21 protein-coding genes are annotated in these 23,758 nt (G+C 68.5%); 17 read left to right on the top strand and 4 right to left on the bottom strand.

Features of this window, described 5'->3' with window-relative positions:
- Nucleotides 1-180: 180 nt before the first annotated feature.
- The 12 genes from AC3WOH_RS09945 to AC3WOH_RS09890 all read left to right on the top strand — a co-directional run bounded on the left by AC3WOH_RS09945 (nt 181) and on the right by AC3WOH_RS09890 (nt 13,984).
- The gene (locus tag AC3WOH_RS09945) at nt 181-789 is read left to right on the top strand and encodes a DUF2325 domain-containing protein (protein WP_492229194.1); all 609 of its coding nucleotides are present in this window, start codon (nt 181-183) and stop codon (nt 787-789) included.
- 36 nt (nt 790-825) lie between these two features.
- Nucleotides 826-2,343, top strand: coding sequence for a sigma-54 interaction domain-containing protein (locus AC3WOH_RS09940; protein WP_492229193.1), 1,518 nt, complete (start codon nt 826-828; stop codon nt 2,341-2,343).
- Between the two features lie 152 nt (nt 2,344-2,495).
- The gene (locus AC3WOH_RS09935; protein WP_492229192.1) at nt 2,496-3,692 is read left to right on the top strand and encodes a substrate-binding domain-containing protein; all 1,197 of its coding nucleotides are present in this window, start codon (nt 2,496-2,498) and stop codon (nt 3,690-3,692) included.
- A 162-nt stretch (nt 3,693-3,854) separates the two neighbouring features.
- On the top strand, nt 3,855-5,336 hold the full coding sequence (locus AC3WOH_RS09930) for an extracellular catalytic domain type 2 short-chain-length polyhydroxyalkanoate depolymerase (RefSeq protein WP_492229191.1): 1,482 nt from the start codon (nt 3,855-3,857) through the stop codon (nt 5,334-5,336).
- Between the two features lie 90 nt (nt 5,337-5,426).
- The gene (locus AC3WOH_RS09925) at nt 5,427-6,200 is read left to right on the top strand and encodes an ABC transporter ATP-binding protein (protein ID WP_492229190.1); all 774 of its coding nucleotides are present in this window, start codon (nt 5,427-5,429) and stop codon (nt 6,198-6,200) included.
- Nucleotides 6,197-6,931, top strand: coding sequence for an ABC transporter ATP-binding protein (locus AC3WOH_RS09920; RefSeq protein ID WP_492229189.1), 735 nt, complete (start codon nt 6,197-6,199; stop codon nt 6,929-6,931). The genes AC3WOH_RS09925 and AC3WOH_RS09920 overlap by 4 nt, the downstream gene beginning before the upstream one ends.
- Nucleotides 6,928-7,962: a branched-chain amino acid ABC transporter permease gene (locus AC3WOH_RS09915; protein WP_492229188.1), complete on the top strand. Its 1,035-nt coding sequence runs from the start codon at nt 6,928-6,930 to the stop codon at nt 7,960-7,962. The genes AC3WOH_RS09920 and AC3WOH_RS09915 overlap by 4 nt, the downstream gene beginning before the upstream one ends.
- A 16-nt stretch (nt 7,963-7,978) precedes the next feature.
- A complete protein-coding gene (locus tag AC3WOH_RS09910) occupies nt 7,979-9,052 on the top strand; it encodes a branched-chain amino acid ABC transporter permease (RefSeq protein ID WP_492229187.1) in 1,074 nt (357 codons plus the stop codon).
- A 76-nt stretch (nt 9,053-9,128) separates the two neighbouring features.
- Nucleotides 9,129-11,285, top strand: coding sequence for a D-(-)-3-hydroxybutyrate oligomer hydrolase (locus AC3WOH_RS09905; RefSeq protein ID WP_492229186.1), 2,157 nt, complete (start codon nt 9,129-9,131; stop codon nt 11,283-11,285).
- 68 nt (nt 11,286-11,353) lie between these two features.
- Entirely contained in the window at nt 11,354-12,517 is a 1,164-nt protein-coding gene (locus tag AC3WOH_RS09900) for an ABC transporter substrate-binding protein (protein ID WP_492229185.1), read from the top strand.
- Between the two features lie 55 nt (nt 12,518-12,572).
- Entirely contained in the window at nt 12,573-13,550 is a 978-nt protein-coding gene (locus tag AC3WOH_RS09895) for an alpha/beta fold hydrolase (protein ID WP_492229184.1), read from the top strand.
- A 152-nt stretch (nt 13,551-13,702) separates the two neighbouring features.
- Nucleotides 13,703-13,984 carry a hypothetical protein gene (locus tag AC3WOH_RS09890; RefSeq protein WP_492229183.1) on the top strand — a complete coding sequence of 94 codons (282 nt, stop codon included), beginning with the start codon at nt 13,703-13,705 and terminating at the stop codon, nt 13,982-13,984.
- A 43-nt stretch (nt 13,985-14,027) separates the two neighbouring features.
- Here AC3WOH_RS09890 and AC3WOH_RS09885 read toward each other — a convergent pair whose 3' ends face one another.
- Complete coding sequence (locus AC3WOH_RS09885) at nt 14,028-14,276, bottom strand: hypothetical protein (protein WP_492229182.1); 249 nt, start codon at nt 14,274-14,276, stop codon at nt 14,028-14,030.
- 202 nt (nt 14,277-14,478) lie between these two features.
- Between AC3WOH_RS09885 and AC3WOH_RS09880 the strand changes: the two genes are divergently transcribed.
- The 3 genes from AC3WOH_RS09880 (at nt 14,479) to AC3WOH_RS09870 (ending at nt 17,066) form a co-directional block, all read left to right on the top strand.
- Nucleotides 14,479-15,390 (top strand): alpha/beta fold hydrolase, encoded by a 912-nt coding sequence (locus AC3WOH_RS09880; RefSeq protein ID WP_492229181.1) that lies wholly within the window; start codon nt 14,479-14,481, stop codon nt 15,388-15,390.
- A gap of 175 nt (nt 15,391-15,565) precedes the next feature.
- Nucleotides 15,566-16,342, top strand: coding sequence for a hypothetical protein (locus tag AC3WOH_RS09875; RefSeq protein ID WP_492229180.1), 777 nt, complete (start codon nt 15,566-15,568; stop codon nt 16,340-16,342).
- Nucleotides 16,343-16,403: 61 nt separating this feature from the next.
- Complete coding sequence (locus AC3WOH_RS09870) at nt 16,404-17,066, top strand: glutathione S-transferase family protein (RefSeq protein WP_492229179.1); 663 nt, start codon at nt 16,404-16,406, stop codon at nt 17,064-17,066.
- Between the two features lie 201 nt (nt 17,067-17,267).
- Here AC3WOH_RS09870 and AC3WOH_RS09865 read toward each other — a convergent pair whose 3' ends face one another.
- Nucleotides 17,268-18,440, bottom strand: coding sequence for an ABC transporter substrate-binding protein (locus AC3WOH_RS09865; RefSeq protein WP_492229178.1), 1,173 nt, complete (start codon nt 18,438-18,440; stop codon nt 17,268-17,270).
- Between the two features lie 428 nt (nt 18,441-18,868).
- Between AC3WOH_RS09865 and AC3WOH_RS09860 the strand changes: the two genes are divergently transcribed.
- Together AC3WOH_RS09860 and AC3WOH_RS09855 are read left to right on the top strand one after the other, a co-directional pair.
- Nucleotides 18,869-19,204, top strand: coding sequence for a hypothetical protein (locus AC3WOH_RS09860; protein ID WP_492229177.1), 336 nt, complete (start codon nt 18,869-18,871; stop codon nt 19,202-19,204).
- Between the two features lie 390 nt (nt 19,205-19,594).
- Complete coding sequence (locus AC3WOH_RS09855) at nt 19,595-20,068, top strand: hypothetical protein (protein ID WP_492229176.1); 474 nt, start codon at nt 19,595-19,597, stop codon at nt 20,066-20,068.
- A gap of 21 nt (nt 20,069-20,089) precedes the next feature.
- Here the strand turns inward: AC3WOH_RS09855 and AC3WOH_RS09850 are convergent, their stop codons facing one another.
- Together AC3WOH_RS09850 and hemH are read right to left on the bottom strand one after the other, a co-directional pair.
- The gene (locus tag AC3WOH_RS09850) at nt 20,090-22,555 is read right to left on the bottom strand and encodes a Lon protease family protein (protein WP_492229175.1); all 2,466 of its coding nucleotides are present in this window, start codon (nt 22,553-22,555) and stop codon (nt 20,090-20,092) included.
- Between the two features lie 67 nt (nt 22,556-22,622).
- A complete protein-coding gene (gene hemH / locus AC3WOH_RS09845) occupies nt 22,623-23,732 on the bottom strand; it encodes a ferrochelatase (protein ID WP_492229174.1) in 1,110 nt (369 codons plus the stop codon).
- Nucleotides 23,733-23,758 lie beyond the last annotated feature (26 nt).

Genomic DNA, 23,758 nt, shown 5'->3' with positions numbered 1-23,758 from the left:
GCGGGCAGGCCCTGGCGTACTTGGATGGTCCTGGGTACGCCCCGACCTTGCCCGCCCAGCAAACTTCGCAAGCCAGGCACCAGGGACTCGCCTCCCTGGGATGCCCCCCACCAGGCAGCTTGCTCAGACGGGTGAATTATACCATAGAATGCGAATCGTTCTTATTATCGAGGATGGTGCATGCATACCCTGTCCGAGGAGTTCCTGGTGCTGTGCCGCCAACTGGGCGAGGCGCAGACGCGTTGCAGCGAGGCGCTGGCCCGGCAGGCGGGTGAATTGGAGCAGCTGAGGGCCGAGGTGGTGCGCCTGCGTGGCGCCGTGGTGCTGCGCGACACGCGCCTGGCCATGGCGCAGGACGAACTGCAGCAACTGCAGGCCGCGCAGCCGGGGCTGAAGCGCCGGCGCGACATGGCACGCCACATCGCCACCCTGGTCGAGCGCATCGCCAGCCTCTCGCGCGAGTGCCTGCGCTGGCGCCTGCAGGCCGTGGCTGCGGCCACCGTGGCGCCGGCGCAGGCCGCCTCTGAGGTCGCTGCCCCGGCATCGCCGGCGCTGGACTCCAGCCTGGCCGCGGCCGACCTCGTGATCTGCCAGACCGGCTGCATCAGCCACGACGAATACTGGCGCGTGCAGGACCACTGCCGCCGCACGGGCAAGCCCTGCATCCTGGTGGACCAGCCGCTGGGCACAGGAGCTGCTGAAGCGGCCCAGCCCGTGGTGGTGCTGCGCATGGCGCGTGGGCTGCGTGCGGTGAGCGGGGTGCAGGCCGTGGAGTCCACGGCGGATTGACCCGCCGCGGGCGGCGGGCTTGCTACCATCGGCCCCATGCCCCCGCTCACCGAAGACGCCCCCGCACTGCCGCTGGATGCCCAGGGCATTCTGGAACTGGCGGCGCGGTCCATGTTCCACCTGTTCTCCAGTGTCAGCCAGGGCATGTTCCTGGTGGACCTGAGTGGGCGTATCGTTTGGGTGAACGAAGGCTACCAGCGCTTTCTGCCCGACCTGGGCTTTTCGTCGCTGGACCAGTTTCTGGGCCGCATGGTCGAGGAGGTGATCCCCAACACCGGCATGCGCCGCGTGCTGGAGACCGGCAACCCGGTGCTGATCGACCTGCTGACCAACAAGGCCGGTACCTTCGTGGTCAGCCGCATTCCGCTGCGCGACGATGGGGGCAGCGTCATCGGTGCCATCGGCATCGTGCTCTTCGACCACCCCGAGACCACCTTGCAGCCGCTGATCAGCAAGTTTGCGCTGCTGCAGCGCGACCTGGACGATGCGCGGCGCGAGCTGGCCAGTCAGCGCCGGCGCAGCCTGGTGGCGGCCGCGGCGGGCGATGGCGAGCGGCGCTCCAAGTACACCTTTGCCAGCTTCATCGGATCGAGCCCGGCCGCGGCCGAGGTCAAGCGCCAGGCGCGCCGCGCCGCGCAGTCCACCAGCCCGGTATTGCTGCTGGGCGAGACGGGCACGGGCAAGGAGCTGCTGGCCCATGCCATCCACGCCGCGTCGAGCCGCGCCAGCGGCCCCTTCGTGAGCGTGAATATCGCGGCCGTGCCCGACACGCTGCTGGAGGCCGAGTTCTTCGGCGTGGCGCCTGGCGCCTACACCGGCGCATCGGCCAAGGGGCGCGACGGCAAGTTCAAGCTGGCCGATGGCGGCACGCTGTTCCTCGACGAGATCGGCGACATGCCGCAGAGCCTGCAGGCCAAACTGCTGCGTGCGCTGCAGGAGGGCGAGATCGAGCCGCTGGGCTCGAACAAGCTGGTGCCGTTCAATGTGCGCATCCTCGCGGCCACCTCGCGCGACCTGGCGGCCCAGGTGCGCGAAGGGCGCTTTCGCGAGGACCTGTTCTACCGTCTGCACGTGCTGCCCGTGCGCGTGCCGCCGCTGCGCGCGCGGCGCAGCGACATCCCGGCGCTGGTCGAATCGCTGGGCGACGACCTGGCGCTGCGCAATGGCACGCCGCCGCCCGAGGTGCTGTCCGATGCCATGGCCCTGCTGGCGGGCCAGCCCTGGCGCGGCAATATCCGCGAGTTGCGCAACGTGATCGAGCAGGCCGTGATGCGCAGCGAGGGCCAGTCCATCGATGCCGCGCAGCTCGAACGCATCCTGCGCGAGGCCGGTGTGGAGCCCGCCGCGCCGGTGCAGGACACGAGCGCCGTGGTGGTGGCCGAGGCGGAGGACGAATCGCGCTACCTGCGCCCCCTGGCCGAGCAGGTGGCCGAGCTCGAACGCCGCGCCATCGCCGCCGCCATGAAGGCCCATGGCGGCAACAAGCTGGCCACGGCGCGGCAGCTGGGCATCTCGCGCGCCACGCTTTATGGACGTCTGGAAAACCCTGAATAAATTCCAGGCAAATGTCTGAAATTCAGACAAAATAGTTGTATTGAAATTGGACACACCATTCGAGGTGTCAGCAAAAGTTTCATAGAAATCAACGGTTTGTGCCTTGGCACGAACTGTGCACTGTTCAGGCATCACTACAAGGAGACATCGCCATGCACCGTCGCACCCTGGTCGCCCTCGCCACCGCTGCAGTCACCGCAGCCGCCACGCTTTCCGCCCCCGCGTTCGCCCAGTCCGGCGAGATCCGCATCGCCCACATCTACAGCAAGACCGGCCCGCTGGAGGCCTATGGCAAGCAGACCCAGACCGGCCTGCTGATGGGCCTGAACTACGCCACCGGCGGCAGCATGACCGTCAATGGCAAGAAGCTCGTCGTCATCGAGAAGGACGACCAGGGCAAGCCCGACCTGGGCAAGAGCCTGCTGGCCTCGGCCTACTCGGACGACAAGGCCGACATCGCCGTCGGCCCCACCTCCTCGGGCGTGGCCCTGGCCCTGCTGCCCGTGGCCGAGGAATACAAGAAGATCCTGCTGGTGGAGCCCGCCGTGGCCGACGCCATCACCGGCGACAAGTGGAACAAGTACATCTTCCGCACCGGCCGCAACAGCAGCCAGGACGCCATCTCCAACGCCGTGGCCATCGACAAGGCCGGCGTGACCGTGGCCACGCTGGCGCAGGACTATGCCTTCGGCCGCGATGGTGTGAAGGCCTTCAAGGACGCGCTCAAGAACGCCAAGCTGGTGCACGAGGAGTACCTGCCCACCACCACCACCGACTTCACCGCCGGTGCCCAGCGCCTGATCGACAAGCTCAAGGACGTGCCTGGCCGCAAGGTCATCTTCATCATCTGGGCCGGCGCCGGCAACCCCTTCAAGATCGCCGACCTGGACTTGAAGCGCTACGGCATCGAAATCGCCACGGGCGGCAACATCCTGCCGGCCATGGCCAGCTACAAGAACTTCCCCGGCATGGAAGGCGCCACCTACTACTACTTCGGCATCCCCAAGAACCCGGTGAACGAGGCCATGGTGGCCGCGCACTACAAGGAGTTCAAGACCCCGCCGGACTTCTTCACCGCGGGCGGCTTCAGCTCGGCCATGGCGCTGGTCACGGCCCTCAAGGCCACGAACGGCGACACCAACACCAACAAGCTCATCAAGACCATGGAGGGCATGAGCTTCGAGACGCCCAAGGGCAAGATGACCTTCCGCAAGGAAGACCACCAGGCCATGCAGAGCATGTACCACTTCAAGATCAAGGTGGACCCGGCTTTCGCCTGGGGCGTGCCCGAGCTGGTGCGCGAGATCAAGCCTGAAGAGATGCAAGTGCCGATTCGCAACAAGCGATAAACCGGTTCGCGTGGCCTTGGCGGAAGGGCAATCGCCCTCTCGCTGAGGATCCATCCCGCAGGGGCGGCCGCCCCTTTTTTTCCAGTGAATTGATGCATGAACCCCCGGATTTACACGGGGGCTGGGTCAGACTTTTTCAAAATTATTTGGAGACAAGACAACATGGCTTTCAATTTCATCCGGGCGGCCGCAGCAGGAGCTGCTTTTGCACTGTGCGTCGCAAGCGGCGCGTCTGCTGCCGTCAACCTCCCCGCGCTCAAGATCGACACCACGCAGACCACCGTGTCGGGCCTGTCGGCCGGCGGCTTCATGGCCGTGCAGCTGCACGTGGCCTACTCGGCCACCTTCGCCAAGGGCGCAGGCGTGGTCGCGGGTGGGCCGTTCTACTGCGCCGAGGGCTCCATCGTCAACGCCACCGGGCGCTGCATGGCCAGCCCTGCGGGCATTCCCACCAGCACGCTGGTGAGCACCACCAACACCTGGGCCAGCCAGGGCCTGATCGATCCGGTGGCCAACCTGCAGGCCTCCAAGGTCTACCTGTTTTCGGGCACGCTCGACAGCGTGGTCAAGCCCGGCGTGATGGATGCGCTGCGCACCTACTACAACAGCTTCGTGCCGGCTGCCAACGTGGTCTACAAGAAGGACATCGCTGCCGAGCACGCCATGGTCACCGATGACTACGGCAACGGCTGCTCCACCAAGGGCGCGCCCTACATCAGCGACTGCAACTTCGACCTGGCCGGCGCCATGCTGCAGCACCTGTACGGCACGCTGAGCGCGCGCAACAACGCCACGCTGCCCACGGGCAACTACATCGAGTTCAACCAGAGCCAGTTCATCACCAACCACGGCATGGCCACCACCGGCTGGGCCTACATCCCGCAGGCCTGCCAGGCCGGCGGCAGCGCCACCTGCCGCCTGCACGTGGTGCTGCACGGCTGCAAGCAGAACATCAGCGATGTGCAGCAGCAGTACGTGCGCAACACCGGCTACAACCGCTGGGCCGACACGAACAACATCGTGATGCTCTACCCGCAGACCAGCACGGCAGCCACCAACAGCTGCTTCGACTGGTGGGGCTACGACAATGCCAACTACGCCAAGAAGTCGGGCCCGCAGATGGTGGCCATCAAGGCCATGGTGGACCAGATCAGCAGCGGCGGCGGCACGACCAACCCGCCCACGAATCCCGCGCTGCCGGCCCCCACGGGTGTGAACACCTCGGGCGCCACGGCCAGCTCCATGGTGGTGGGCTGGGGTGCCGTCTCGGGTGCGGCCAGCTACAACGTGTACCGCAACGCCAACAAGGTCAACGCCCTGCCGGTGAGCAGCACCAGCTACACCGACACCGGCCTGGCTGCATCCACCAGCTACAGCTGGACGGTGCGCGCCGCTGACGCCAACGGGGCCGAGGGCGCCACCTCGGCCGCGGCCTCGGGCACCACGCTGGCGGGTTCGGGCGGCACCGCCACCTGCACCACGGCCACCAACTACGCCCATGTGCAGGCCGGCCGTGCCACGCAGACCGGTGGCTATGCCTATGCCAAGGGCTCCAACCAGAACATGGGCCTGTGGAACGTGTTCGTGACCACCACTTTGAAGCAGACGAGCCCGAACTATTACGTCATCGGCACCTGCCCATGACAATGCGCTGAACGCCGGGGCCCTGCCTGGAAACAGGGCAGGGCGCCCGGTACCCTGAAAGACGATACCCGTGAAAGTGACGCACCACCCATGAGCACCTTGGCCACCAAGGACTTGACCATCCGCTTCGGCGGCCACGTGGCGGTCAACGCCGTGACCTGCTCTTTCGAGCCGGGCACGCTGACCGCCATCGTGGGCCCGAACGGCGCGGGCAAGACCACCTACTTCAACCTCATCTCGGGGCAGCTGCGCGCCAGCGCGGGCAGCGTCACCCTGGGTGGGCAGGACCTCACGGGCCAGTCCGTCTCGGCGCGCACGCATGCGGGCCTGGGGCGTGCCTTCCAGCTCACCAACCTGTTCCCCAACCTCAGCGTGCTGGAGAACGTGCGCCTGGCCGTGCAGGCCACGCAGGAGGGCAAGCACCGCCGGGGGCTGAACCTGTGGAGCATCTGGAGCGACCACCGCGCTCTGACGGAGCGTGCGCGCGCCATCCTGCAGGCCGTGGCCATGCTGGAGCGGCAGGACACGCCCGTGGCCAGCCTGCCGCACGGCGACCAGCGCAAGCTCGAGGTGGCGCTGCTCATGGCGCTGGAGCCGCAGGTCTACATGTTCGACGAGCCCACGGCCGGCATGAGCCATGACGAGGCGCCCGTGATCCTGAACCTGATCCGCGAACTGAAGAAGGACAAGACCAAGATCATCCTCCTGGTGGAGCACAAGATGGACGTGGTGCGCGAGCTGGCCGACCGCATCATCGTGCTGACCAACGGCACCCTGGTGGCCGACGGCGTGCCCGCCGAGGTGATCGCCTCGCCCGTGGTGCAGGAAGCCTACCTGGGTGTGACCAAGGAAGCTGCCGCATGACCAACGCCACCAACAACCTGCTCGAACTTCGGGGTGTGCACACCCACATCGGGGCGTACCACATCCTGCACGGCGTGGATCTTGCCGTGCCCAAGGGCCAGCTCACCATGCTGCTGGGCCGCAACGGCGCGGGCAAAACCACCACGCTGCGCACCGTCATGGGCCTGTGGCATGCGTCGCAGGGCACCATCCACTTCGGTGGCAAGGACATCACGGCGCTGAACACGCCGCAGATCGCCGGCATGAACATCGCGTACGTGCCCGAGAACATGGGCATCTTCGCCGACCTCACGGTCAAGGAGAACATGCTGCTGGCCGCGCGCGGCGCCAAGAACGCGGCGCAGATGGACAGCTCGCGGCTCGAATGGATCTTCAAGCTCTTCCCGGCGGTGGAGAAGTTCTGGAACCACCCGGCCGGCAAGCTCTCGGGCGGGCAAAAGCAGATGGTGGCGGTGAGCCGCGCCATCGTGGAGCCGCGCGACCTGCTCATCGTGGACGAGCCCAGCAAGGGCCTGGCGCCGGCCATCATCAACAACATGATCGACGCCTTCGACCAGCTCAAGAAGAGCGGCGTGACCATCCTGCTCGTCGAGCAGAACATTAATTTCGCCAAGCGGCTCGGCGACACCGTGGCCGTGATGGACAACGGCAAGGTGGTGCATGCGGGCAGCATGGCCGCACTGGCCGAGGACGAGGCATTGCAGCGATCGCTGCTGGGGTTGGCACTATGAGCACCACGACGACAACGACGACGGCGGCGGCAAGCGCGGCCAGGACGTCCCTCCTGCGCGACTTCGACTGGAAGCCGCTGGCCCTGGTGCCGGCGCTGGCGCTGCTGGTGCTGCCCTTCATCGGCTCGCCCAGCACCTGGCTCACGCTCACGGTGGCGGGGCTGGCCATGGGCATGATCATCTTCATCATCGCCTCGGGCCTCACGCTCGTGTTCGGCCTGATGGACGTGCTCAACTTCGGCCATGGCGTGTTCATCGCGCTCGGTGCCTTCGTGGCCACCAGCGTGCTGGGTGCCATGGGCGACTGGACGGGCTCCGACCAGCTGTGGCGCAACCTGGTCGCCGTGCTGCCGGCCATGCTGGTGGCCATGGCCGTGGCGGGTGCCGTGGGCCTGGCGTTCGAGCGCTTCATCGTGCGGCCGGTGTACGGCCAGCACCTGAAGCAGATCCTCATCACCATGGGCGGCATGATCATCGGCGAGGAGCTGATCAAGGTCATCTGGGGCCCGCAGCAGATCCCGCTGCCGCTGCCCCAGGGCATGCGCGGCTCGCTGCTCATCGGCGACGCCGCCATCGAGAAGTACCGCCTGGTGGCGGTGGCCGTGGGCCTCCTGGTCTTTGCCGTGCTGGCCTGGACGCTGTCGCGCACCAAGGTGGGCCTGTTGATCCGCGCCGGCGTGCAAGACCGCGAGATGGTCGAGTCGCTGGGTTACCGCATCCGCCGCCTGTTCATCGGCGTGTTCGTGGTGGGCTCGGCCCTGGCCGGCCTGGGTGGCGTGATGTGGGGCCTGTACCAGCAGAACGTGGTGCCGCAGATGGGCGCGCAGGTCAACGTGCTGATCTTCATCGTGATCATCATCGGCGGCCTCGGGTCCACGGGCGGCGCCCTCATCGGCGCGCTGCTCGTGGGGCTGATGGCCAACTACACCGGCTTCCTGGTGCCTAAGGTGGCGCTGTTCTCCAACATTGCCCTCATGGTGGCGATCCTGCTCTGGCGCCCGCAAGGTGTCTATCCAGTGGCCAACCGTTGAAGAGGAGCCCAAAGACATGCTGAACCGACTTCTCTCCGGCGACTACCCGCGCAGCAAGGTGCTGGCGGCGATCCTCGTGGCCATCTTCCTGGGCCTGGCGTTCGCGCCCTTCCTGTTCCCTGGCGTCAAGGCGCTGTCCGTGGCGGCCAAGGTGCTGATCTTCGTGGTGCTGGTCGCCAGCTTCGACCTGCTGCTGGGCTACACCGGCATCGTGAGCTTCGCGCACACCATGTTCTTCGGCATCGGGGCCTATGGCATCGCAGTGGCCACCACGCGCATGGGGCCCACCTGGTCGGCGCTGGCCGTGGGCCTGGGTGGGGCGCTGGTGCTCTCGCTGCTGCTGTCGCTGGCGGTGGGGCTGTTCTCGCTGCGCGTGCGCGCCATCTTCTTCGCCATGATCACGCTGGCCGTGGCGGCCGCGTTCCAGACGCTGGCCTCGCAGCTGTCGGACATCACGGGCGGCGAAGATGGCCTGACCTTCAAGGTACCCGGCGTGCTGTCGCCGAGCTTCGAGCCCTTCGACGAGCCCTTCCTGGGCGTGACCATCGACGGGCGGCTGCTGTGCTACTACCTGCTGTTCGTCGTGGCCGTGGCGCTGGTGCTGGCGCTGCTGCGCATCGTGAACTCGCCCTTCGGCCGCGTGCTGCAGGCGATCCGCGAGAACGAGTTCCGCGCCGAGGCCATCGGCTACCGCGTGGTGATCTACCGCACCACGTCCAGCGTGCTGTCGGCGCTGTTCGCCTGCTGCGCGGGTGCCATGCTCGCGCTCTGGCTGCGCTACAACGGACCGGACACCTCGCTCAGTTTCGAGATCATGATGGACTGCCTGCTCATCGTCGTCATCGGCGGCATGGGCACCATCTACGGATCGGCCATCGGTGCCGTGCTGTTCCTGGTGGCGCAAAGCTACCTGCAGGACCTGCTGCGCCTTGGCAGCGAGGCCGCCTCGGGCCTGCCCTGGCTGTCGGCGCTGCTCTCGCCCGACCGCTGGCTGCTGTGGCTGGGCGTGCTGTTCGTCCTGTCCGTCTACTACTTCCCCACCGGTGTGGTGGGGCGCCTGCGCGCAGCAGCAGCGCGCAAGGTGGCGTGAGGGTCGGGCTCGCACGCCGGCCAGGGTAAAGCTGCGTTCCAGAAGTTCCAAAAAACACAACTCGGAGACAAACGCAATGAGAAGCCTGAAAGCAAAGACAACGCAAAGAACCGCGATGCTGGCCGTGTCCGCCGCAGTGCTCGCAGCCTGTGGCGGCGGGGGCGGTGACAGCGGATCGGGCGGCGGCACGAATGTGCGCCCGGCCTACCTGGGGCCCATCACCGAGACCCGCTACGACGGCACCGGCAACGACCTGCTCACGGCCGGACTGGGCGCGAGCGGCCTGGCCTCGGCCACGCCGCCGGCCTACGCCGATGCGACCAAACCTACGGGCGCCGAGCTGCGCCGCGCCGCCATCTACAACAACTACCGCGCCCTGCTGGACATGACGGCTGCCGGTGGTTACGGCACGCTCTACGGCCCCAACGTGGACGCCCAGGGCCGTGTGACCACGGGCGAGGGCAAGGTGCCCGGCACCGAGTACATCGCCTATGCCGACGACGGCAGCGGCCGCCAGAACGTGACCCTGATGGTGCAGGTTCCCGACAGCTTCAACCCCGCACGGCCCTGCATGATCACGGCCACCGCATCGGGTTCGCGCGGCGTGTATGGCGGCATCTCCACGGGCGAATGGGGCCTCAAGCGCGGCTGCGCCGTGGCCTATTCGGACAAGGGCACGGGCGCCGCCCCGCACGACCTGCAGAACGACACCGTGCCGCTGATCGACGGCACGCGCACCACGGCGGCTGTCGCCGGCAGGACCGCGGCCTTCAACGCCAACCTCACGCCCGCGCAGCTGGCGGCCTTCAACGCCGCCACGCCCAACCGTTTTGCCTTCAAGCACGCGCACTCGGGCCAGAACGCCGAGAAGGACTGGGGCACGACCACGCTGCAGGCGGTGGAGTTCGGCTACTACGTGCTCAATGAGCGCTACGGCGCGCTCACCAGCGCGGGCCAGCGCATCCGCACCATCACCCCGGCCAATGCCATCGTCATCGCGTCCAGCATCTCCAACGGCGGCGGCGCGGCGATTGCTGCGGCCGAACTCGATACCCAGGGCCTGATCAGCGGCGTGGCCGTGTCCGAGCCCGCGGTCGAGCTGCCCGCCAACCCCGGTGTCACGGTGCAGCGCGGTGCCACGCAGATCGCCGTCACGGGCCGCCCGCTGATCGACTACACCACCCAGGCGAATCTGTACCAGGCCTGCGCATCGCTTGCGCCCTCGGTCAGCACCAGCCCGTATGCGGCGGCCTTTGCCGCCGGCTTTGCCGGCGCGGCCTTGCCCATCGCCCCGGGGCGCTGTGCCGCCCTGCGTGCGCGCGGCCTGCTCACGGCCGACACCACGGCGGGCCAGGCCGAGGAGTCGCTGCAGAAGCTGCGTGCCTACGGCTGGGAGCCCGAGTCCAACGACCTGCACGCCTCGCTCGCCGCCTTCGAGGTGGCGCCCGCAGTGGCCGTGACCTTTGCCAACTCGCTCTCGCGCGCCAGCGTCCAGGACCACCTGTGCGGCTTCAGCTATGCGGGCGCCACGACGGCCGGTGCCGTCACGCCGCTGGCACCCCCAACGGCCCTGGCCGGCATGTTCGCCACGGGCAACGGTGTGCCTCCGGCCGGTGGCGTGCAGCTCATCAACAACCGCGCCAAGCAGGGGTCGGCGCGCGACTTCCTGTCGCTGGCCGACAGCGGCGCCTTCGACTGGAACACCGAGGGCGCGGTGTGCCTGCGCAACCTGGTCACCGGCAGTGATGCCGCGGCCCGCAAGCTGCAGGCCGGTGTCGATGAAACGCGCCGCAATGGCAACCTGCGCGGCAAGCCCGCCATCATCGTGCATGGCCGCGCCGATGCGTTGCTGCCCGTGAGCCACACCTCGCGCCCCTACACCGCGCTCAACAAGCGCGTGGAGGGCGCGGCCAGCAAGCTCAGCTATGTGGAAGTGGCCAACGCCCAGCACTTCGACAGCTTCATCGGCCTGCCCGCGGTGCTGCCCGGCTACGACACGCGCTATGTGCCGCTGCATGTGTACCTGAACCGCGCGCTCGATGCCGTGTACGAGAACCTCGCCAGCGGCAAGGCGCTGCCCGCCAGCCAGGTGGTGCGTACCGTGCCGCGCGGCGGCACGCCGGGCAGCGCGCCGGCCATCACCGCCGCCAACGTGCCGCCGCTGGCCGATGTGCCTGCCGCGGGCAACGCCATCGCCGTGACGGCAGCCGGAGCCATTGCCATCCCCGAATAAGAAGAACGACGACCCACCACAACAAAGCCGCCGGGCGCATGGCGCACCTGGCGGCACAAAGGACGGACATGAACACATGGATCACATGGGGCCGCCGCATGGGCGCGGCGCTCGCGATGCTGGGGGTGATGGGGCTGTTGGCGCTGCCGGCGGCGGCGCAGCTGCGCGGCGCCGAGCTGGTGGTGGGCCAGGTGGCACCGCTGTCGGGCGTGCTGGCCAGCACGGGCGCGCAGATGGTGCTGGGCGGCAAGGTCTATTTCGACGCCATCAACGCCCAAGGGGGCGTGCACGGCGCCACCATCCGCCAGTGGGTGGTGGACGACGGCTACAAGGTGCCCGACACCGTGCGCCTCACGCGCGAGATGCTGGCCCGGCCCGAGGTGGTGGCGCTCTACGGCTTTGCCGGCACGGCCAATATCACCCAGCTGCTGGCCGATGGGGTGCTGGAGCAGGGCGGGGCGGCGCTGGTGGCGCCCTACACGGGGGGCGAGTCGCTGCGCAGCCCGTTCAACCCCTGGATCTTCCACGTGCGCGCGGGCTACGGCGACGAGGCCGAGCACATGGTGCAGCAGCTCACCACGCTGGGCATGAACCGCGTGGCCGTGATGTACCAGGACGACGGCTTCGGCAAGGCCGGCCTGGCGGGCGTGGAGGCGGCGCTGGCGCGGCGCAACCTCAAGCTCGTCGTCTCGGCCGGCTACGAGCGCAACACCGACAAGGTGGACGATGCCGTCAAGGCTATCAAGGCCGCCGATGTGCATGCCGTGATCATGATCGCCATCAACAAGCCTGCGGCTGCCTTCATCCAGCGCTACCGCGAGCAGGGCGGCGGCGCGCAGCTGTACAACATCTCGGTGGTGGACCCCACCGAACTCGTGAAGCTCGCGGGCCTGAAGAACGCGCACGGCCTGGGCATCAGCCAGGTGGTGCCCTACCCCTTCCGCCCGCAATTGCCCGTGGTGCGCGAGTACCAGACCCTGCTCAAGAAGTACGCGCCCGAGGCCGAGGTCAGCTACACCAGCTTCGAGCAGTTCCTGGGCGCCAAGGTGCTGGTCGAGGCGCTGCGCCGCGCCGGCCCCGGGCCCACGCGCGCCAGGGTGGTCAAAGCCCTCGAATCGATGAACAACTACGACCTGGGCGGCATCAGCCTGGGCTATTCCCCCACCAACCGTGTCGGCTCGCGGTATGTCGAGGTCACCGTCATCGGCGCCAACGGGCGCCTCATGAAATGACCTGGCACGCCGCCATGCCGCCTTCCTTTCCACCTGACTCACAAGGTTGTCCACCATGACCCCGTTATCGCGCTATGCCACCTGCGCCGGCTATGAAATCCACTACACCGAATGGGGCGCGCCCGACGCCCCCGTGGTGGTGGCCTGGCATGGCCTGGCCCGCACCGGGCGCGACATGGACGAGCTGGCCGCCCACCTGGCGCCACGCTACCGCGTGATCTGCCCCGACACCATCGGCCGGGGCCTGAGCCAGTGGGCGCGCCAGCCGGCCGAGGAGTACCAGCTGCGCTTTTACGCGCGCATCGTGGCCGACCTGTTCGATGCCTTGGGCATCGCGCAGGCGCACTGGGTGGGCACCTCCATGGGCGGGGCCATCGGCACGGTGTGCGCGTCGGGCCTGTTCGAGCCCGGGCTCAAGGGCCGCATCCGCAGCCTGCTGCTCAACGACAACGCGCCGCGCCTGGCCGACGAGGCCCTGGGGCGCATCAAGGCCTACGCGGGCAGCCCCCCGGCGTTCGACACCGTGGCCGAACTCGAGGCCTTCTTCCGACAGGTCTACCAGCCCTATGGCTGGCTCAGCGACGCGCAATGGCGGCGCCTGACCGAGACCAGCACGCGCCGCCTGCCCGATGGCCGCGTGACGCCGCATTACGACCCGGCCATGGTGCAGCAGTTCACCCACCATGCCAACGACTACCTGATCTGGGACCACTACGATGCGCTCGACATCCCCGTGCTGTGCCTGCGCGGCGAGGACTCCGACCTGGTGCTGCGCGAGACCACCATCGAGATGCTGACCCGCGGCCCCGGCGCGCGCGGCCAGGCCCGCGTGGTCGAGGTGCCCGGCTGTGGTCATGCGCCCGCGCTCAACGTGCCCGAGCACTATGCGCTGGTGGACCGCTTTTTCGTGCACGGCGTGCAGGATCCCGGGCAGGAGGAACAGCCGGCGCTGGTGCGCACCGCGGGCGGGCCGGCTGCGAATGCGCTGCCCCGCTCGCAGTATCGCGCCCCCACCCGCTTGCAGTGGCCCTGACACGCTGAACGGGCAGCTCCGGAACGCTCCACCAGGGGGCAGCGGCCGATCCGCACAGCTTGCGGTGTTGGCCTACACGGCGCCGGGCCCAAGCTGGACATGATGCGAAGGCTTGCACCTATCGCCATCCCACCGACCAGCTCCCACTGCCGATGCGTACCCGATCCGAAACCCTCAAGTTCACCCGCGCTCGCAAGGTTTCCCACGGCCGCTTTGCCCACCCGCATACCGATGCCATCGGCGCCCTCCAGTTGTGGACGGCGCTCGGTGTGGGTCGGTCGGGCGAAATCCTGTCGGAGCAGGAAAGCGAGTGCCTGGTGGTCCGCGTCACCTACCCCCTGCAGCAGGGCATGCTGGCCACCAGTGAGTTGCAGCAGTGCTGCATGTCGCGCGGGATCGAGCGTGAAGCGGTGGACGACTGGGCCGGGCGCTGATACGAAAGTGGGATGCGGTGTGGCAGCGCCACGCTAGCGCCGCTCATTGCGCGGCGAAGATATCCACCGGCGAGGGTGCCAGGTGCTCCCTGAGTTTTTGCTCTGCGGTGTAGAGCGCTTCGGGGTAGCTGGCCCACTCGCGCCGCACGGTCAGCACGGGCGATCCGTCTTCTTCGAAGATGAAGACCCGGTCCGGCACATTGGCCGGTGCCGCCAGCGTTAGCGGCCTGACCAGGTAAGTCGATCCGGCGATTTGAAGGTTGGGTGGCCAGGGCAGACCGGTCGCGCGCATAGGTCAATTCAGGAGAGTTGAAACAATAGGTTCCATCCTAATGACGCCTGCGCCCAATACCGCAGGGCCAGGGCCAACACGCGGCAATGTCCTACGCAGGTGGTTGCGCCGAGGTGTGGATGAGGGATTGGCGGTGGCCTTGTGCTGCCGGCGCCGCCTGCCCGGGGTACCCATTCCGTAGAATGGACGCAAGGAGAGTGCTATGAACCGCATGGAACCCTTGCGCACGGTGCAGGCCGGTGTGCTGGATATCGCCTACGCCGAACAGGGGCCTGCCGAAGGACCCCCGGTGGTGCTGATGCATGGCTTTCCCTACGACATCCACAGCTACCAGGAGGTGGCTCCTCTGCTGGCCGCCGCGGGCTGCCGGGTGCTGGTGCCTTACCTGCGCGGCTATGGCGCCACCCGGTTTGTGGATGCGGCCACGCTGCGCTCGGGAGAGCAGGCCGCCCTTGGTGCGGACCTGCTGGCCTTTCTCGACGCGCTGCGCGTCGGGCGGGCGGTGCTCGCTGGGTACGACTGGGGCGGCCGGGCCGCCTGCGTGGTGGCGGCGCTGTGGCCCGAGCGCTGTGCGGGACTGGTCTCGGTGAACAGCTACAACATCCAGGATATCGCCAAGGCGATGCAGCCCGAGGCACCCGAGAAGGAACTGCGCCTGTGGTACCAGTACTACCTGCACGGCGAGCGCGGCCGCGCCGGGCTGGAGCAGAACCGCGCGGCGTTTTCAAAGCTGCTGTGGCAGCTGTGGTCGCCGACCTGGCGCTTCGAGGACGCGACCTTCGACCGCAGTGCTGCGGCCTTCGACAACCCGGACTTCGTGGACGTGGTGGTCCATTCGTACCGGCACCGCTATGGGCTGGTGCCAGGCGACCCGGCCTATGCCGGCATCGAGGCGCGCCTGGCTGCCCAGCCGGTGATCACGGTGCCCAGCATCACCCTGGATGGCATGGACGATGGCGTGCGCCCACCCGCCGACGCCAGCGCCCATGCCGCGCGCTTTGCACAGCTGCGTGCGCACCGCGCCATCGCCGGGGTGTGCCACAACCTGCCGCAGGAGGCGCCCGGGGAATTCGCCCAGGCGGTGCTGGAGCTGGTGCAGGGCCAGGGCCAGTGACCTTGGGGGCGAGAGGCGGCGCATCGCCAGGGTTGTTGCACTTTGAGCAAACTTCCTACAAATGGACATGTTTGGCCGGGGCACCCTTGGGGGTGATGACCATCGCCACCGATACACACCGTGCACCGGGTCGAAAGCCCATTGGAGGCTTTCCAACCCGGGACATCCCCTCTGTATGAACGCCAGGGACCCGGCAGTCCGTGCGCTTCTTCCTCAGTGGCCGTGGTCCGGTTCCCGCGCGTGGTGGCTGGCGGCCGCGGCCCTGGCCAGCGGGGCCGCCTGTGCGGACCCGGGCTACTACGTGGTCACCACCTACAGCAACCCTGGCACGAGGACCGTGGATTTCCGCTACTGGACCGTGTCCTCGCGCGGCTCGGCGCTGGCCAAGTGGCCCGAGGTCGGCCTGGGCTGGAACGTCAACAGCCGCTGGTACACCGCGGTGTTCGCCAGCTGGATCACCGCGTCGGACATGCCCACCACCCTGTCGAGCTGGAACTGGCAGAACGACCTGTTGCTGACCCAGGGCCAACTGCCGTTCGACCTGGCGCTGCACACCATGGTGTCGGCACCCCGGCACCTGGGGGAGGGCCACACGGTGGAGTTCGGCCCGGCGCTGCAGACCGACATCGACCGCACGCAGCTCAACTTCAACGTCTTCTTCGAGAAGGGCTACGGCGGCTTCAAGGCCCAGGGTACCCAGCTCAAGTACCAGTGGCAGGTGCGCCACCGCTGGAAGCCAGCGCTGCACTTCGGCGCACAGGGCTTTGGCGAGCTCGGCCGGTGGGACCGCTGGGCACCGAGCGAGCGGCAGTCGCACCGTGCGGGACCGGCGCTGTTCGGCAGCATGGCGCTGGCATCGGGCCAGATCGGCTGGCAGGCCGCATACCTCTGGGGCCAGACCTATGGGGCGCGTGGCAACATGTTCACCGCGCGCATCACCTACGATTTCTGACGGGGGTACAGCGGGCGGGCCGCCCGCACCTTGCGCCCACGCCCTTTGCAGGAGTGCCCGGATGCCACAAACCACCATCACCGCCTTCGAAAAGTCGCCCGACCGGGGCCGGGGCCTGGCGCGCGACATGCGCGTGCGCTGGGCACTGGAGGAGGTGGGGCAGCCCTACGGCGTGCGCCTGGTCTCCTTCGCCGCGATGAAGGCGCCCGCGCACCGTGCACTGCACCCCTTCGGGCAGATCCCCACCTACGAGGAAGACGGCCTGGCGCTGTTCGAGACCGGGGCCATCGTGCTGCACATCGCCGAGACGCACGCCGGCCTGCTGCCTGCCGATGCGCACGCGCGCTCACGCGCCATCATGTGGATGTTCGCGGCGCTCAACACGGTGGAGCCACCCATCGTCGAGTGGGGCGCGGCGAGGATCCTGGAGCAGGACAAGCCCTGGTACGCCCAGCGCCAGCCCATGCTGGACGACCGGGTGCGCACCCGGCTGGCCGATCTGGCGCAGCGCCTGGGCGACGCCGACTGGCTCGATGGCGATGCCTTCGGCGCGGGCGACCTGCTGATGGTGACGGTGCTGCGCCGCCTGGGCGACCCGTCGCCCCTGCTGCAGGAGCAGCCCAGCCTGCTCGCCTACATCGCGCGCGGCGAGGCCCGCCCGGCCTACCAACGCGCGTTTGCGGACCAGCTGGCCGTGTTCGCGGCCAGCCAGTCGGCCGGCTGATCCGTATCGGCTTTTCACTCCGCGTTCGTGGCGCCCACGGCGTATGAAACTGGCACGGCCAAGGCCAGTGCCCCCGTGCAAGGGCCGCCAAGCCGCATAGGCGGCGCTTCTCTTGTGTGCACCGGGGGCGTCCCCCTCCCGACTCGCGCAGCGAGTCGGGAGAGGGGTGAAGGCGCGAAGCGACTCAGGGGGTGCTTCACTTCAGCGCCGGAACCGCTCGCCGTTGAAGTACGACAGCTCGACGAAGTCCGTGCCGTTGTGGTCCTGCGGGCCATAGCGCAGCTCGAAGCCGCCCATGTCGTAGGGGCGCATGCTGTGCAGGGCCTCGACGAGCTTCTCGCGCGATGCGGTGCGGCCGGCGCGGCGCAGGGCCTCGATCATCAGACGTGCGCTCAGGTAGCCCTCCAGCGAAGAATAGCCCGGCTCGGCGCCGGCCGCGTGGGCCTTGAGCGCATCGCGGTAGGCCTTGACGATGGGCTTGGCGATGTTGTCGGGGTTTGGCGCCACCTGCGCCACGGTGATGCCGCGCGCCGACTCGCCGAGCGCCGCCAGCAGCGGCCGTGAACCCAGGAAGGAGATCGAGAACGCGGGCGCCTTCACGCGCTGGCGCAGCGCCTTGTAGAAGGGGATGCCGACCGCACCCACGGCCAGCGAGATCAGCGCCGTGGGCTGCCAGGCCGTGATCTCGTCCACCGTGCGTGCCACGCCCTCCTCGGTCTCGGGCAGCAGGAAGGCCTTCCAGTCCTTGTTGTTGTGCACCTTGGCCGCCGCGTCAAAGGCCGCCAGGGTGGCCTTGCCGAAGGGGTTGTCGATGTAGGCCACCGCGCATTTGGTGAAGCCGGTGGAGCCGAGCTGCTGCACGATCTTGTTCAGTTCCTGCGCATAGCTCGCGCGCGCATGGAACACGAGCGGGTTGAAGGGGCGCAGCGCGTCCGAGCCCGTGCCCGGCGCGATCACCGGCACCTTCGCCGCCATGGCCACGGGCAGGGCGCCCATCACGCTGGTGGTGCCACCGCAGGACAGCAGGGCGAAGACCTTGTCCTCCTCCACCAGCTTCTTCGCGTTGGCACCGGCCTTGGCCGGGTCGCCACCATCGTCGGCACTGGCGAACTGCAGCCGCCGCCCATCGATGCCGCCGCGCTCGTTCACCTCCTGGAAGGCCGCGGCAATGCCCTTGTTCATCTCCACGAAGGGGAAGGCCAGCGGCCCCGTGAGCGCGGCCGTCTGGCCGATGCGCCAGGGCTCGGCCTGCTGGGCCAGCGCCCAGCCGGGCAGCGCCACAGTGGTGGCCGCGGCGGCGCAGGACAGCACGCGGCGGCGTGTGGGTGCAAGGGACGGTGGTCGCGCCAGCGGCGCGCTGTGGTGGATGGGCATGCGGCGTTGTCTCCTGTCGGTCTTGTCGGTATGTGCCTCGACGGGCCTGCTGTGCAGCAAACGACCAGCCAACGAACAAGCAGGCAAGCAACCAACCAGACAGCATGCATGCGCGCGCACGGCTCCATCAACGGCAGGGCCAGTATCCAGCGCAGGCCGGCCTGGGGTTTGCGGGAAAACACGGGCAGGCGGTCACAAATCGTCACATTGGAGACTGTTCGCTGACCTGCCACGGCGTATGGGCCACTGGCGTATGCGGGCGCCCGAGCGCTGCTCCGTTCAAGCAAACAGACATCCCAGGGGCCACCAGACACTGATTTACGGCGCCATCGAAGTCCACCTCTCTGCGTCTCGAAGCCGATGCGCGCACCGCCCGTGCCCTGGATGCGTTGCCCAAAATGGATGAATGGCCGTTTCTGGTGCGCTCCATGTTCAGCCTGACCGCGAGCGAGCAGGGCACTGCGGCCTACCGCTGCCGCGTCATCCACTTTGGCGCATCTCTCAAGGCCGTTGAGCGGGAATGGGCCGAATGGTTCGCCAAGTTCGAGCAGCTGCTGTCGGGGCTCGACGGCATGACCGCCACCGTGCATCTGCAGACGGAACCGGTGGGCGGCCATACCTATGGGTGGCGGCGAACGAACGACGCGCCGGAGGGGGCTGGCCGCCGGTCTGGGCATTCCAGCGCGGGATGCGGTTCTCTAACTTTCTTTCAATCGCCGCCGAGATCCTTGGCGCCTGTTGGATCCCCGCCCTGGGTCCAGTAGAACCGCCACCCCCGGCTTTCCAGGTCCGCTGCGCGGGAGGCCATGAAGCGCATGCCCAGAGCCACTGCCTGCCATCCATCCTCTCCGAAAATCTTGTGCGGCGGTCCATCCACAGGGCTCAGTTCCACGAAGACGCCCCACTCGCCACCTGGCTCCTGGCGGGGCATGCCCACACGAAGGATCACCAGGCCTTCGCCAGCACCATCGGGTGCGACGGCGTACCACATGCGTTCGATTGCCGGCTCTGGGATGGACATATGCGATGGTCTTGCCAGACTCTCTTGAAGGTCTGCGTGGCTTGATGATGGCCTGAATCTACCGCACCGGTGCTCGATATGCAGCAGCGTGGCAAGCTATAAGACGGCCTTCGACCTTCTAAAGTGCGCCAGCATGCACATCACCCCCAACCTGTTTCCCGCCGCCAACCGCGCCATGGCTTCGGTGCTGCTGCTCTACTACCACCTGCTGCGCGAGGGAGGCTTCACGCACGACCAGACGGTGTACCTGGACCCGGCGCACTTCAACGCGCTGGACCATGTGGACGTGACGGTGGACGAGTCCGGGGCTGGTGAGATTGACGCGCTGCTGCTGCGCGAGGGCTCCGTGGTCTGTCTGCTCTGCGATCTGGACGACATGGTGGCCGAGCATGAGAACGACTACCTGCAGTGGCCCCTGACCCAGGCCATTCTGCGGGCGAATGCCCTGGGCCGGCTGGTGGCCGTGCCCGAGGCGGCGCTGGTGATCGCGCAGGTGGAGCGGGGCATCGCGCACCTGGACATGGCGCGCTACCGCGCGCTGCTGCAAGGCATCTATGAGAAGTATGTGGTGGGGCGCTGGCAGGCGCTGGGCCGCCTGCCGGGATAGGCCACCGCCTAGCCTGGCGCTTCAGCCGCGCCTACGGCCTCTGCCCGAGCGCCCCGCGCGCGTATGCCCCGCGCTCTGGCAGGCGCGGCGGTAGGCGCGCAGGGTCTGCTCCGCGCGGCCAAGCACCGTGTCGGCCACGTCGTCAGCGTCACCGGCCATGCCCGACGCCTGCCCCGTGAGCAGGGCGATGCCCTCGGCCACATGCTCTGCCGTGTAGACATGGAACAGGCCGCGCTCCACCGCATCGAGGATGGGGCGTGCCAGCATCAGGTGGCGCTTGTTGCGCGCGGGGATCAGCACGCCCTGCGTGCCGTCGAGCCCGGCGGCGGCGCAGGCCTGGAACCAGCCTTCGATCTTCTCGTTGATGCCGCCCACGGGCAGCACTTCGCCATGCTGGTTGAGCGCACCGGTCACGGCGATGCCCTGGCGCAGCGGCAGGCCCGACAGGCTGGACAGCAGCGCATACAGCTCGGCGCACGAGGCCGAGTCGCCCTCCACGCCGCTGTACTCTTGCTCGAACACGATGGAGGCATTCAGCGCCAGCGGGGCCACGTGGCTGAACAGGGCCGTGAGGTAGGCGTGCAGGATGAGCACGCCCTTGTCGTGGATGGGGCCGGACAGGCGGACCTCGCGGTCGATGTTGAGCAGCCCTTCCTGCCCGGCGAAGCTGCGCGCCGTGATGCGCACCGGAAAGCCGAAGCGGTAGTCCGTGAGGTCGATCTGCGACAGCGCGTTGACCTGGCCCACGGCCTCGCCCTGCAGGGTGATGAGGCATTCACCCTCGGCCAGGGTCTGGTGCAGCTCTTCTTCGGTCTGGTTGTGGCGCAGGCGCTGCGCGGCCAGGGCGGCCTGCACGTCGCAGGCCTGCACCAAGGCGCCGGCAGGGCTGCGCATGCTGCACTGGGCTGCAGCTTCGATCACCAGGGCCTCGGCCTGCGCGAAGCGGGCACTCTGGCGGCCCTGGTCGTCGGCCTCGCGGTGGCTCTGCTCGATCAGCAGGGCCACGGCCTCGGGGCCGAAGTGCGGCAGGCCGCGCTGCGTGCAGCACTGCGCCACGAAGAGCGCGGTGGCGCGGTGCGTGGCTGGTGTGGCGATGAAGCGGTCGGCAAAGTCCACCTTCACGCGAAAGCGCCGCGCGGCCTCGGGGTCGTTGTCCTGCAGGGCGTAGTACTCCTCCACCGAGCCGACGAGCACGATCTTCACATCCACCTCCACCGGCTCGGGCTGCAGGCCAGCCGGGGCACCGCCGCCACCGCCAGGGCCGCCGTTGCCGGCATCGTCGCTGATCTGCAGCCGGCGGCTGCGCAGGAAGCGGCGCACGCGCGGCCACAGGCCCTCTTCGGCGGCCAGGTCCTGCAGGTGCAGCAGGATGAAACCGCCATGCGCACGCAGCAGGCTGCCCGCGTGGATGGCCGACACGTCGGCCTGCCCCGGGTCGGCATCGTCGGCATTGGCGCCGTGGTCAATGCTGCCCATCAGCGTGCGCTGCTGCGGGTTGTCCTCCACGATCACCGGGGCGCCGCTGCGCCCGCCGTTGTCCACCGCCAGGTTCACGCGGCAGCGCGCGAGCAGGTCATCGAGGTCGTCCTTGCGGTCGGCTTCGGCATCGGCCTCGTTCTCGCCGTAGTAGGGCTCCAGCAGGTCGATGCTGTCCAGCATCGCGCGCTCCACCTGGTCCAGCCACTGGGCCAGGCGCGCGGCCTGCGGAGCGAGCTGGCGCGCGCCATGCAATGCCTGCTGCACCAGCGGCTGCACGACGGCACGGCGCAGCGCGGCCAGGGCGGCGTCGCGCTCGCGCTCCAGCGGGCGCATGGCCTGGGCAAAACGGTCGATCTCGGCGCGCAGGGCGTCCTCGTCGCGCGCGATGGCGGCGCGGCGCTCGGGGGGCAGCACGCGCGCTTCGGCCTCATTGAGCGGTTGGCCGCGCGGGCCCAGCGGGGTGATGGTCATCTGCCCGTTGGTGCGCACCAGGCGCAGCTGGCGCGCCAGCGCAAACGCGTCGAGCGCGGCCAGGGCGTCGTTCTCCTGCGCCTGCCAGCGCTGCTCCACGCGCGCCGCATCGGCCAGGAAGGCGGGGTTGGCCAGGTGCTGGGGCACTTCGGCCTCGAGCCGCGTGCCCATGTCCAGCAGGGCCTGGCGCAGCAGCCGGCCCTGGCCGGCGGGCAGGCGCAGGGCGCGCGGGCGCTCGGGGGCGTCGAAGTCGTGCAGGTAGCACAGGTCGGGCGGCACGGGGCGGCGGGCGGCCTCGGCCAGCATGGCCTGGTGCAGCAGCGAGGCGCGGCCGCTGCCCACGTCGCCCAGCACAAAGAGGTGGTAGTCGGGCTGCTGCATGGCCAGACCGAAGCGTGCAGCGGCCTCGGCGCGTTCCTGGCCGATCCAGGGCAAGGGCTGGCCCGCGAGTTCGGCCGTGCTGGCAAAACCCAGCGTGGCGGGGTCGACGGTGAGCCGCAGTTGGTGGGCAGGCAGGGCGCGGGCGGATGCGGACATGGGGGACGGCAATTCGGACAAACGGGGCAGGGGAGTTGTTAGGGACGTAAGGTGGTGTGGGCGCGCGTCAGCGGCCTGGCGGCACAGGGCCCTTGGGCGCACCGCCGGCCAGTGCGCGCTCGCGCGCATCAGCCTGGGCAGCCGTGTCGTCCAGCTCGGTGGGCCAGCCTGCCAGGTGCTGCTGCGCGATGCGGCTCAGCGCGGTGATCCAGTGGCTGCTGTCGTTCAGGCAGGGGATGTAGTGGAACTCCTGGCCGCCCGCATGCAGGAAGGCCTCGCGCACTTCCATGTTGATCTCTTCGAGCGTCTCCAGGCAATCGCTGGTGAAGCCGGGGCAGACCACATCCACCCGGCGCGTGCCGGCCTTGCCCAGGGCTTCGACCGTGGGCTGGGTGTAGGGCTCGAGCCACTTGGCCTTGCCAAAGCGCGACTGGAAGGTGAGCACATAGCGCTCGTCGCGCAGGCCCAGGCGCTCGGCCAGCAGGCGGCCGGTTTTCATGCTTTCGCAGAAATACGGGTCGCCCAGCGTGCGCGTGCGTTCGGGTACGCCGTGGAAGCTCATCACCAGCTTCTCGGGCTGGCCGTTGGCCTTCCAGTAGGCCTCGATGCTGCGCGCCAGCGCATCGATGTAACCCGGGTGGTCGTGGTAGCGGTTCACGAAGCGCAGCTCGGGCACGTGGCGTGTGCGTGCGGCCCAGTCGTAGACCGCGTCGAACACGCTGGCCGTGGTGGTGCCCGAGTACTGCGGGTACAGCGGCAGGATGAGGATGCGCGTGACGCCTTCGGCCTTGAGGGCGTCGAGCTGGCTGGCGATGGACGGGTTGCCGTAGCGCATGGCATGGCGCACCGCCACCTGGTGGCCGGCTTCGCCGAGCCAGCCGCGCAAGAGCGTGGCCTGCTTGGCCGTCCACAGCGCCAGGGGCGAGCCGTCTTTGGTCCAGATGCTGGCGTACTTGGCGGCAGATTGCTTGGGGCGCGTGCGCAGGATGATGCCGTGCAGGATGGGCAGCCACACGGGCTTGGGGATCTCCACCACGCGGTGGTCCGACAGGAACTGCCCCAGGTAACGGCGAACGGCCGGGGCCGTGGCCTCGTCGGGCGTGCCCAGGTTGCACAGCAGGATGGCGGTGCGTTCGGGCTGGCCGTGGGTGAAAGGGGGTTCGGTTTGGAAACGCATGCGGCATTGTGGCCCAGGCACCCCGG

It is taken from the genome of Acidovorax sp. FW305-C-20-28 (assembly GCF_058783375.1).
Note: the sequence above shows the minus strand (reverse complement) of the source record. Positions and strands in the feature narration are given on the sequence as shown.